At 71.1% G+C, this 10593-nt stretch carries 11 protein-coding genes and 1 pseudogene; 5 read left to right on the plus strand and 7 right to left on the minus strand.

Annotated features, from left to right (window positions below; translation table 11 throughout):
* On the plus strand, window positions 1-214 hold a 214-nt coding region (locus VOI19_RS06515; protein ID WP_323792148.1), incomplete at its 5' end, for a hypothetical protein.
* A complete protein-coding gene (locus tag VOI19_RS06520) occupies window positions 211-627 on the plus strand; it encodes a DUF4439 domain-containing protein (protein ID WP_323792149.1) in 417 nt (138 codons plus the stop codon). The genes VOI19_RS06515 and VOI19_RS06520, both read left to right, overlap by 4 nt.
* Before the next feature lie 267 nt (window positions 628-894).
* On the opposite strand, the gene VOI19_RS06525 is transcribed toward VOI19_RS06520, so the two are convergent.
* Together VOI19_RS06525 and VOI19_RS06530 are read right to left on the minus strand one after the other, a co-directional pair.
* Entirely contained in the window at window positions 895-1608 is a 714-nt protein-coding gene (locus tag VOI19_RS06525; RefSeq protein ID WP_323792150.1) for an HAD family hydrolase, read from the minus strand.
* 18 nt (window positions 1609-1626) lie between these two features.
* A pseudogene (locus tag VOI19_RS06530) lies at window positions 1627-3387 on the minus strand (proline--tRNA ligase).
* Window positions 3388-3523: 136 nt separating this feature from the next.
* Between VOI19_RS06530 and VOI19_RS06535 the strand changes: the two are divergent.
* On the plus strand, window positions 3524-4495 hold the full coding sequence (locus VOI19_RS06535; RefSeq protein WP_323792151.1) for a hypothetical protein: 972 nt from the start codon (window positions 3524-3526) through the stop codon (window positions 4493-4495).
* Between the two features lie 74 nt (window positions 4496-4569).
* A complete protein-coding gene (locus VOI19_RS06540; protein ID WP_323792152.1) occupies window positions 4570-4944 on the plus strand; it encodes a DUF1499 domain-containing protein in 375 nt (124 codons plus the stop codon).
* A 6-nt stretch (window positions 4945-4950) separates the two neighbouring features.
* Here VOI19_RS06540 and VOI19_RS06545 read toward each other — a convergent pair whose 3' ends face one another.
* The 5 genes from VOI19_RS06545 to VOI19_RS06565 form a co-directional block, all read right to left on the minus strand.
* Window positions 4951-5313, minus strand: a complete 363-nt coding sequence (locus VOI19_RS06545) for a hypothetical protein (RefSeq protein WP_323792153.1) — start codon at window positions 5311-5313, stop codon at window positions 4951-4953.
* Window positions 5314-5372: 59 nt separating this feature from the next.
* Window positions 5373-6218 (minus strand): GNAT family N-acetyltransferase, encoded by an 846-nt coding sequence (locus VOI19_RS06550; protein ID WP_323792154.1) that lies wholly within the window; start codon window positions 6216-6218, stop codon window positions 5373-5375.
* 69 nt (window positions 6219-6287) lie between these two features.
* Entirely contained in the window at window positions 6288-7442 is a 1155-nt protein-coding gene (gene ispG / locus VOI19_RS06555) for a flavodoxin-dependent (E)-4-hydroxy-3-methylbut-2-enyl-diphosphate synthase (protein ID WP_323792155.1), read from the minus strand.
* Window positions 7443-7519: 77 nt separating this feature from the next.
* Window positions 7520-9097, minus strand: coding sequence for a hypothetical protein (locus VOI19_RS06560; RefSeq protein ID WP_323792156.1), 1578 nt, complete (start codon window positions 9095-9097; stop codon window positions 7520-7522).
* Window positions 9094-10017, minus strand: a complete 924-nt coding sequence (locus tag VOI19_RS06565) for an ABC transporter ATP-binding protein (protein WP_323792157.1) — start codon at window positions 10015-10017, stop codon at window positions 9094-9096. Before VOI19_RS06565 ends, VOI19_RS06560 begins: the two co-directional genes overlap by 4 nt.
* Window positions 10018-10073: 56 nt before the next feature.
* Between VOI19_RS06565 and VOI19_RS06570 the strand changes: the two genes are divergently transcribed.
* Window positions 10074-10562 carry a helix-turn-helix domain-containing protein gene (locus VOI19_RS06570; protein WP_323792158.1) on the plus strand — a complete coding sequence of 163 codons (489 nt, stop codon included), beginning with the start codon at window positions 10074-10076 and terminating at the stop codon, window positions 10560-10562.
* Window positions 10563-10593 lie beyond the last annotated feature (31 nt).

A 10593-nucleotide genomic window follows, 5' to 3' on the forward strand; every position in this document is an offset into this window, starting at 1 on the left:
TCACGCCTCCGAGCTCGGCGGCCTGGTGACGGCGGCGACCGCCGCCCAGCAGGCAGAACGACGTCGCGCTCGCGTGCTGCCGCGGATCACCGCAGTCGAGGCCGTGCTCCAGCAGCGTCTGGTCGACTACGCCGTGGCCGCCGAGAGCGGCGCCCTCGCGCTCCTGCTCGCCTCCATGGCGGCCGGCCTGGCCCAGGCACGGGAGGCGTTGTGACCTACGTCGACGCACTCCAGGGAGCGCTGACCGCCGAGCACGCAGCCGTCTACGTCGTGGGCTACCTCGGCGCCCAGACCTCGGCGTCCGCCCAGCCGCAGCTCTTCGACACGCTGACCGTCGCCTACGAGTCCCACCGCGAGCTCCGCGACCTCCTCGTCGAGGCGATCCGTGAGGCCGGCGACGAGCCCGTCGCTGCCGCTGCGGCCTACGACCTGGTCGACGTCGCGGGCGACCCGACGCGGATCAGACGCCGCGCCCTCACCCTCGAGCGCGGGTGCGCCGCGGCGTACGGCTACTTGGTCGCCAACAGCCCCTCGGAGCAGCGACGCTTCGCCGCCGAGGCACTGGTCGCGACCGCGGTGCGCGAGATCGCCCTCGGGGGCCGTCCACGGCCGCTGCCCGGCCGCTGAGCCCGGCCGCTGAGTCTCGCCGCTGAGCCTGGCCGAAAAACAGGCCGGTCCGCGCACTCGCCTCCGGGGAACACCCGAGACGTTCCCCGAAGGGACGAGTACGCGGACCGCTGTGGCCAAGGGGACCGGCCGTCAGAGGAGTCCGGCGAACCGGAGGGGTACTCCTCTGTGCAGAAGTCTGCAGCAGGACCTACCGGGTGTGCGCTACTCAGGACCCATCACAAACGTGCATTGCAGAAACCTGCAACCCGGGTGCGCGGCAGACCGTCAGCGCCAGCCGTCGACCAGCGTGAGCACGTCCTCGAGCGCGTGGGCGACTCCGTCGGGCTCCCCCACGCTGTGCCCGACCTGCTCGGGCGGGATGTCGCTGTGCGGCACGTGAATGGCCCGCAGCCCGGCGTTCTGAGCACCCCAGATGTCGTCGAAGAGCCGGTCCCCCACGTAGACGCAGCGCGACGGGTCGGTCGCACCGACCGACGCCATCGCGGCGCCGAACGCCTGGGGCGAAGGCTTGGTCCAGGGGATCTCGCTGGAGTAGACGTCGCCGTCGATGAGGTCGAGGACCCCGTCACGCCGGAAGACACGTTCGTGGACGTCGCGGGGCCAGATCGTGTTGGACAGCACGCCGACCGAGATGCCGCGCTCGCGCAGGCCCTGCCACAACGGGCCGACCGCAGGGTCGGTGGCCGTGTGCGGCTCCCAGAAGGCGTAGTAGGCGTCGAGACGAGCCGGGTCGTGGCTCAGCCCCGCCTCGACGAACAGGTCGGCCACGGTGGCGCTGCGCTGGTGGTCGCGGCTGCGACTCCAGATCGTCGAGGCCGCCCGGTGGAGCAGGTCGCGGGAGACGTGGAGGTCGTGCTCGGCATCGACCACGGCGCTCGCCAGCGCGAGCGACTCGGCCTGGAAGTCGATGTCGTGCCACTGGGTCAGCGTGCCGCCCCAGTCGAAGATGACCGCCTCGATCGCCTTCACCCGAGTCACGGCCGCCTCACACGCGCCTCACGAGCGGACGAGCGTGACGAGGTGGTCGACGACCGAGCCGACCGCGACGTCCTCGCGCTCGCCCGTACGGCGGTCCTTGACCTCGATGGTGCCGTTCTCGATCAGGCTCTTGCCCACCACCACGATCGTCGGGACACCGATCAGCTCGGCGTCCTTGAACTTCACGCCGGGGCTGATCTTGCCGCGGCGGTCGTCGTAGAGGACCTGGACGCCGGCCGCCTCGAGCTCGCGGGCGATCTCCTCCGCGGTCGTGTAGAGCGAGTCGTCCTTGCCGGCCGCGACCACGTGGACGTCGGCCGGAGACACGTCGCGGGGCCAGCAGAGGCCGATGTCGTCGAGGGTGCCCTCGGCGATGGCCGCGACCGCTCGCGACGGACCGATGCCGTAGGAGCCCATCGTGACCGTCACGAGCTTGCCGTTGACATCGAGGACCTTGAGGTCGAGTGCCTCGGCGTACTTGCGACCGAGCTGGAAGATGTGGCCCATCTCGATGCCGCGCGCCGACTCGAGGGTGCCCTCGGTGCAGCTCGGGCAGGCGTCGCCGTCGCGGACCTCGGCGGCCTCGATGGTGCCGTCGGGGGTGAAGTCGCGTCCGACCACGAGGTCGAGGACGTGGCTGCCGTCGACGTCCGCGCCGGTCACCCAACGGGTGCCCTCGACGACGCGGGGGTCGACGAGGTAGCGGATCTTGGTCGAGCTCTCCTCGCCCAGGCAGCCGGGTCCGATGTAGCCCTTGACCAGGCCGGGGTGGTCGGCGAACGCCTTCTCGTCGAAGGCCTCGACCTCGATCGGCTCGAGCTGGCCCTCCATGCGCTTCTGGTCGACCTCACGGTCGCCGGGCACACCGATGGCCAGGGGCTCACGGGTGCCGTCGGGGTGCTTCAGCATCACCAGGACGTTCTTGAGGGTGTCGCCGGCGGCTCAGGGACGGTCATCGCGGGGGAACGCCTCGTTGAGGTGGTCGACGAGGCTCGCGATGGTCGGGGTGTCCGGGGTCTTCTCGGCGTGCGCGGCGGGGGCGTCGTCGTACGACACCGCCTGCGGCGTGCGCACCTCGACGGCCTCGACGTTGGCGGCGTAGTCGCACGCGGTGCAGCGCACGTAGGTGTCCTCGCCGACGTCGGCACGGGCCAGGAACTCCTCGGACTTCGAGCCACCCATGGCGCCCGAGGTGGCCTTGACGATGACGTACTCGAACCCGAGGCGGTCGAAGATCCGGATGTAGGCGTCGCGATGCTTGGCGTAGCTCTCCTCGAGGCCGGCGTCGTCGACGTCGAAGGAGTAGGAGTCCTTCATCACGAACTCGCGCCCGCGCAGCAGGCCGGCGCGGGGACGCGCCTCGTCGCGGTACTTGGTCTGGATCTGGTAGATCGACAGCGGCAGGTCCTTGTAGGACGAGTAGAGGTCCTTGACCACGAGGGTGAACATCTCCTCGTGCGTGGGGCCGAGCAGGTAGTCGGCACCCTTGCGGTCCTGGAGCCGGAAGAGGCCGGCGCCGTACTCGCTCCACCGGTTGGTCGCCTCGTAGGGCTCCTTGGGCAGCAGCGCCGGGAACGACAGCTCCTGGGCGCCCATGGTGTCCATCTCGTCGCGGATGATCGCCTCGACCTTCCGCAGCACGCGCAGGCCGAGCGGCAGCCAGGTGTAGATGCCCGGAGCGGCGCGCCGGATGTAGCCCGCGCGGACCAGCAACCGGTGGCTGGGCACCTCGGCGTCCGCGGGGTCGTCTCGCAGGGTACGCACGAACAGGCTCGACATCCTCAAGATCATGGGGCGAGGCTACTTGTGCGCCCGCCGCGACAACCAACGAGTTCCCACGTGCGTCTCCTGGTAGTACCTCCCAGGCCTGCGCCGCAGGCTCTGGGCCCCAGCACCTCGCACTCGGGAGACACCCATGCACACCAGAAATCCCTTCCTCGGCGCCCTCGGGGCACTCGCGCTCCTCAGCCCTCTCACCACCTCGGTGCCGGCGGTCAGCGCCTCGTCGGACGACCAGACCGTCACCGTCCGGGCGGCGCGCCTCGAGCGCGGCCCTGACATCGTCGGCCCCCACCTGAAGGGCCACACCGTCGTGGACGGCGACGTGCGCGTCAAGGTGCGGGCCGACCACGTCTTCCTCCTCGGGCCGACGGACGGCGGCTATGTGGTCGAGGTCATCAGGGACGGGCGCAGCCGCACCCTGGTCGTCGCTCCGGACGAGGACGAGCGCGCCCTCGTCAAGGGTTCCGCTGCGCAGGTGCGGCTCTCGGGCGACGGCGAGACCCTCGCCGTGATCAGGCGTGTCACCCGGCGCACCGTCATCCGCATCCGGTCCGTCGCTGACCGCGCCCTGCTGGCCGAGGAGAGCTTCGGGCGCTACCCGGAGCTCCTCGACCTCGACGGCGACCGCCTGCTCGTCACGCGGTACGACGGCGGTGCGGTCGCGTTCGACTTCCGCGCCGGGACGCGGCGCCGGGTCACCGACCAGCGCGTCCACGCCGCCGACCTCGCCACCAATCGCCTCGCCTACTACACCGCCGACCCCTACGAGGGCGGGTGCACGGTCGTGGCGCCGCTCGACCGGCCCACCAACGTCCAGTGGACCTCCTGCGACGAGCGGGTCCACGCCTTCTCCCCCGACGGCTCCCGCATGGCGACCGTCGACAAGCTGGCCGACGGCGCCGGCCCCGGCCAGGTCTGGGAGCGCACCGTCCGTGGCCGGCTCCTCGGCTCCTACCGGGTGACGGGGTACTTCGGCCAGGTCTGGTGGGAGACCACGCGCGACCTGCTCCTCGAGGCCTGGGGACGCCGGAAGGGCGCGACGGTCCGGTGCTCGGAAGGAGACTGCGAGCGGGTGACCGCCGTGCGGTCGACTCCGGAGCTCTGAGCCGTCAGGCGGCCTCGGGTACCGTCTCGCCCGAGGTCGCGGCCACGCGCGGCCCGGACCTCCGGAGGACCACCATGGCCGCCAAGCGCCTCACCCCTTGCCCCGACGGCTCGCAGAAGTGCGTCTCGAGCCTCGACACCCAGCAGTACTGCGCCATGGAGCCGGTGCCGTTCTCCGGCACGGTCGAGCAGGCGAAGGCCGCCGTGCTGAAGGTCGTCGCCGAGCATCCCCGCACTTCGGTGGTGGAGGACGCCGGTGACTACGTGAAGGCGATCTTCAAGACGCGCGTGATCCGCTGGAAGGACACTGTCGAGTTCGAGATCGACGCCGACGACCACGTCGTCCACTTCCGCTCCGAGTCGGTGCCGTACGCCGGGTCCGACCTCGGTGCCAACCGCAAACGGATGACCCGCGTGCGCGCCGACCTCGTCACCGCGCTCGGAGCCTGACCACCCTCAGCCGCGAGCGGCCTTGAGCGCCGACTTCAGCATCGGCCACTGCAGGGGCAGCCGGGCCACGGCAGCAGCGGCCAGCGGCTTGTTGCCCCGGGCTGCTGCGTCGGTGGCCATCTTCACGTTGGCGGGATAGACCGCGGCCAGCAGCGCCACGCTCCCCCAGCCCGAGAGTCGTCGCGTCGAAGGCGCGAGCAGCCCGGCGGCGAGAGCGATCTCGGCCACGCCGCTGCCGATGATCACCTCGCGGTGGGCCGGGACCCAGGCCGGCATGATCGGCTCGTAGGCCTGGGGCCGGACCAGGTGGATGACCCCGCTGACGGTGAAGATGCCGGCCAGGATCTTGGTGCTGCGCTCGATGGTCACGTCGCGGATCCTACGCAGCACGCGTGCCGCGCTGCGGTCGGTCTCAGGAGTCGTCCGGCTCAGAACATGATGGTCGAGAAGCGCCCGGCCTCGCGGAACCCGACGCGGCCGTAGGCCCGGCGCGCGGGCTCGTTCCACTCGTTGACGTAGAGCGACACGGTGGGCGCGATCTCGGCCTGGACCAGCCGTGCGACGGCGGCCATCCCGCTCACGGCCCAGCCCTCGCCGCGCCGCTCGGGCGGCACCCAGACCCCTTGGATCTGGGCGACCTCGTCGGTGGCGCAGGCGACCTCGGCCTTGAAGACCAGGCGTCCCTTCTCGAAGCGCGCGAAGGACCAGCCGCGGCTGATCAGCTGGGTGACCCGGGCCCGGTAGAGGTCACCGCTGCCGCCCGACTCGGGCGAGACCCCGACCTCCTCGGTGTACATCGCCACGCACGCGGGGTAGACGAGCGACATGTCGTTGCGGTCCGTACGCCGTACGAACGGGTCGGCGGGCGCCTCCGGCTCGCCGGAGAGGACCAGGTGGGGCTGGAGCCAGCGGGTGTCTCGCGGGCGACCCCACGTGTCGGCCACGGCGTGCCAGAAGGCGCGGACCGGGTCGTGCGGTCCGACGATGGTCGTGCAGGTGCGGCTGCGGGTCAGGGCCTTCTCGGCGAAGGCCCGGGCGTCGTCGGCGTCGCAGCAGATCGGCACCAGGTTGGCCCCCACGTGGCAGGCAGCGACGAGCCGGCCCCCGTCGTACCGCCCCCACATCTCGCCGCCGAGCCAGCGCGGCTCGAGATGGGTGGTGCGGGCCCGGTGGATGGCGAAGACGTTGGCCACCGGGTCGGTGTGGGCCAGCTCGAGGAACTCGTCGAGGTCGCCACTGGCGAGCACGCGTACTCCGTGGCGGCTGGCTGGCACGTCGCGAAGCCTAGTCGTGGTCATCGCCGCCTGCCTCCTGCCTGCCTGCGACCAGCCGTGAGGCGGGCGTCAGGAGACGCTGACCTCGGCCGTGGCCCCGTCGACGGCTTCCATGCCCTCGGCGATGCGCATGGCCTCCTCGATGAGGGTCTCCACGATCTGCGACTCGGGGACCGTCTTGATCACCTCGCCCTTGACGAAGATCTGGCCCTTGCCGTTGCCGGAGGCGACGCCGAGGTCGGCCTCGCGCGCCTCGCCCGGACCGTTGACGACGCAACCCATGACGGCCACGCGCAGCGGGACCTCGAGGCCGTCGAGCCCGGCCGTGACCTGCTCGGCGAGGGTGTAGACGTCGACCTGCGCACGTCCGCAGCTGGGGCAGGAGACGATCTCGAGCTTGCGGGGGCGGAGGTTGAGGCTCTGGAGGATCTGGATGCCCACCTTGACCTCCTCGACCGGCGGGGCCGAGAGGCTGACGCGGATCGTGTCGCCGATGCCGCGGCTCAGCAGCGAGCCGAAGGCGGTGGCCGACTTGATCGTGCCCTGGAAAGCAGGACCGGCCTCGGTGACACCGAGGTGCAGCGGCCAGTCGCCGGCCTCGGCGAGCAGCTCGTAGGCGCGCACCATGACGACCGGGTCGTTGTGCTTGACCGAGATCTTGAAGTCGTGGAAGCCGTGCTCCTCGAAGAGGCTCGCCTCCCACACCGCGGACTCGACGAGCGCCTCCGGGGTGGCCTTGCCGTACTTCTCGAGCAGGCGGGGGTCCAGCGAGCCGGCGTTGACGCCGATCCGGATCGAGGTGCCCCGGTCCTTGGCCGCAGCGGCGATCTGCTTGACCTGGTCGTCGAACTTGCGGATGTTGCCGGGGTTGACCCGCACCGCTGCGCAGCCCGCGTCGATCGCGGCGTAGACGTACTTCGGCTGGAAGTGGATGTCGGCGATGACCGGGATCTGCGAGTGCTGGGCGATCTCCGCAAGGGCGTCGGCGTCGTCCTGGCTCGGGCACGCGACCCGGACGATGTCGCACCCGGTCGCGGTCAGCTCGGCGATCTGCTGGAGCGTCGCGTTGACGTCGGAGGTGAGGGTGGTGGTCATCGACTGGACCGACACCGGCGAGTCGCTGCCGACGCCGACCTTGCCGACCTTGATCTGACGGGTCTGACGACGGGGCGCGAGCACCGGAGGAGGCGCTTCGGGCATGCCGAGACTGATCGGGGTGCTCATGGGCTCAGGCTACTGCGCCACCCGAACTCCTCCGCGAGTCGGCGCGTATACGCGCCGACTCGGCGGGGACCGGTCGCTCACGCGAGGTCCCTTCGGCGGAGGCCGACGACCCCGAGGGCACACAGGCCCAGTCCGAGGAGGAGGACGACGAGCACCGGGATCGGTGCGAAGTCCTCCACCGGCATCTCGGGGAGGTGGTGGAACGGCGACAGCGCCTGCACCCACGTCGGGAAGTCGAGGAGGTTGCCCAGGTAGCCCTGGAGCGCGGCGAAGACCACCAGTGCGTACGCGGCCCCGCTGAACTTCGGCACCCACCCAAGCAGCAGCACGGCTACCCCGGCGAGCAGCAGGACCCCGGGGCTCAGCGCCGCGGCCGCGGCCGTCATCCGTCCGAAACGACTCCAGTCGTCGGCCACCAGGGCGTACCCGGTGGCTGCCCCGACGCCCACGAGCACCATCGCGACGGTCGTCGCCACCACCGTCACCAGCAGCGAGCCGCCCGCCCAGCGGGTGCGAGACATCGCCGTCGACAGCAACGACTCGGCCCGCCCCGCGCTCTCCTCCGAACGCAGACGCAACGCCGAGGACACCGCGAAGCCGCCCGCGACCGCCGCGACGAGCCCGAACGCGGTGACCAGGAAGGCGCTGACCGGATCGCCGCCGCTCATGTCGAAGAACGCCTGCATGTCGGGGTTGGACTCGAGCATGTCGTCGAGCTCGGGCCCGACCGACCCGAATATCAGCCCTCCGAGCGTCAACCCGACGGTCCAGCCGTAGATGCTGCCGCGCTGCAGTCTCCAGGCGAGCCCGGTCGACGTGCCGAGCGAACGACCTGCGCGCGCCGGACCGGGACGCGGCGCGAGCATCCCGGCCCCGGCGTCGCGGTGCGCGGTGAGCCAGGCCGCGAGTGCGAGGAGCACCACGGCGAGCCCGACCATCGGGACGAGCAACCACCACCTCGCCTCGCCGTAGGGCTGTGCCAGCAGCGCCCAGCCGAGGGGCGAGGTCCAGCTGAGGAAGTTCTCACCCACGTCACCGATGCCGCGGACGACGAAGAGCACGGCGAGCACCGCTCCCGCGATCCCACTCGCACCTCGCGCGGACGACGTCACCTGCGCGGCGGCTGCGGCCACCGCGGTGAACACCAGCCCGACGCCGGCCAGCATGGCCCCGTGCAGCAACGATCCGGACACCTCGAGGCCGCTGAGGGCCAGCAGGAAGGCGTCGAGGGCGCCGACCACGACGCTCGCGGCCCCTGCCACGGTGATGGCGGCGAGCGTGGCGGCGTGCCGGCCCAGGACCGTCGAGCGCAGCAGCTCGGCCCGGCCGGCTTCCTCCTCGGCCCGCGTGTGTCGGACCACGAGGAAGATGACCATCAGTGCGGTGGCGATGAGGCCTACCGCACTGATCTCGTAGGCGGTGATGGCGCCCGCGCTGTCAAGGCCCTCCGGCCGCCCGCTCAGGAGACGGGTCGCCGCCGAGTCCGCGGTGCTCGCGTAGCCGGCGATCTCCTTCGGAGACTGGTAGAGCTCGATGATCGCGATCGCCGTGGCGCCGACCAGGGTCGCGATCCCGAGGATCCACAGCAGCAGCCGGAGACGATCGCGGCGCAGGATCAGGCGGATCAGGTGCGTCGTGCCGGTGAACGCCGTCATGCCGGGACCGGCTCGCCGACGCCGTCCTCATCGACAGCGTCGCCGTACTCGCGCAGGAAGAGCTCCTCGAGCGTCGGCGGGTGCGCGGTGATCGATCGGATGCCGGCCCTGCTGAGGACCTGCATCGCCTCGTCGAGCTGATCGGTGTCGACGTCGAAGGCCGCACGCCTGTCGTGGACCTCGAGGTGGTGGACCCCCGGCATCGACTCGAGCCCCTCGACGGGCGCCGACGTCTCGGCGACCACCGTCGTCCGGGTCAGGTGCCGGAGGTCGGCGAGCGTGCCGCTCTGCACGGTGGCACCGGCCCGGATGATGCTGACCTTGTCGCACAACGCCTCCACCTCGGCCAGGATGTGGCTCGAGAGGAGCACGGTCGCGCCGGAGTCGACCGCCTCCCGCACGCATTCCTGGAAGACCGCTTCCATGAGGGGGTCGAGGCCGGACGTCGGCTCGTCCAGGAGCAGCAGGTCGGCCCCGGAGGCGAACGCCGCCACCAGCGCGACCTTCTGCCGATTGCCCTTGGAGTACGTGCGCGCCCTCTTCGTCGGGTCGAGCTCGAAGCGTTCGACCAGCTCGCCCCGGCGTGCGTCGTCGAGTCCGCCGCGCATGCGGGCGAGCATGTCGATCACCTCTCCCCCGGTGAGGTTGGGCCAGAGGTTCACGTCACCGGGCACGTAGGCCAGCCGTCGGTGCAGCTCAGCCGCTCGCGCCCACGGGTCCCCACCGAGCAGGCTGACCGTTCCCTCGTCGTGACGAAGGAGCCCGAGCAGGACGCGCATCGTCGTCGACTTGCCCGAGCCGTTGGGGCCGAGGAAGCCGTGCACCTCACCGGCCTCGACACGGAGGTCGAGACCGTCGAGGGCGCGAAACGAGCCGAAGGTCTTGACCACACGGTCGAGGGTGATTGCATACGCCGTCATGCGTGCGACTCTAACATTCAAAGTTTACTGAATGTTCTGGTTGATATGATCTCTATGTGACTTCTGACGACCCGACCCGCAGTCGGTCCCGCGCCGTCGAGCGCGTGGGGCAGAGCCTCGAGCTCGAAGGGATCCCGCGCATGCCGGCCAGGGCCTTCGCCTTCGTCCTCACTGATCCGAGCGAGACGCGCACCGCCCGCGACCTCGCCGAAGGTCTCGAGGCGAGTCCGGCAGCCGTTTCCGGCGCGGTCCGCTACCTGGTGGACAACCGGCTCCTGGTGAAGGAGCGCACACCGGGGAGCCGCGCAGAGCGGTACCGGCTCGCGGACGGAGACCTGTGGGCGACGATCATCCGTGCCCGGCTGCCGCTGATGGAGCACATGATCGCCGGGATCGACGAGGCCATCGGCTACCTCGGGGCGCACCCCACCGGCGAGGTGGGCACGGCCCGGCTCCGGGAGACCCGCGAGTTCTTCGCCTTCATGCAGCAGGACCTCGCCGAGATGCTCGAGCGGTGGGCAGCATCGCGGGGCGTCCCTCGCTGAGTCGGCGCGTACACGCGCCGACTCGGCGAGG

Source organism: Nocardioides sp., assembly GCF_034670285.1.
Taxonomy (GTDB): domain Bacteria; phylum Actinomycetota; class Actinomycetes; order Propionibacteriales; family Nocardioidaceae; genus Nocardioides.

Bases quoted from the DNA above. Each gene is read 5' to 3' on its own strand.
- ispG (WP_323792155.1), bottom strand. From the start codon at position 7,442: ATGAGCACCCCGATCAGTCTCGGCATGCCCGAAGCGCCTCCTCCGGTG.
- VOI19_RS06540 (WP_323792152.1), top strand. From the start codon at position 4,570: ATGGCCGCCAAGCGCCTCACCCCTTGCCCCGACGGCTCGCAGAAGTGC.
- VOI19_RS06560 (WP_323792156.1), bottom strand. From the start codon at position 9,097: ATGACGGCGTTCACCGGCACGACGCACCTGATCCGCCTGATCCTGCGC.
- VOI19_RS06565 (WP_323792157.1), bottom strand. From the start codon at position 10,017: ATGACGGCGTATGCAATCACCCTCGACCGTGTGGTCAAGACCTTCGGC.
- VOI19_RS06535 (WP_323792151.1), top strand. From the start codon at position 3,524: ATGCACACCAGAAATCCCTTCCTCGGCGCCCTCGGGGCACTCGCGCTC.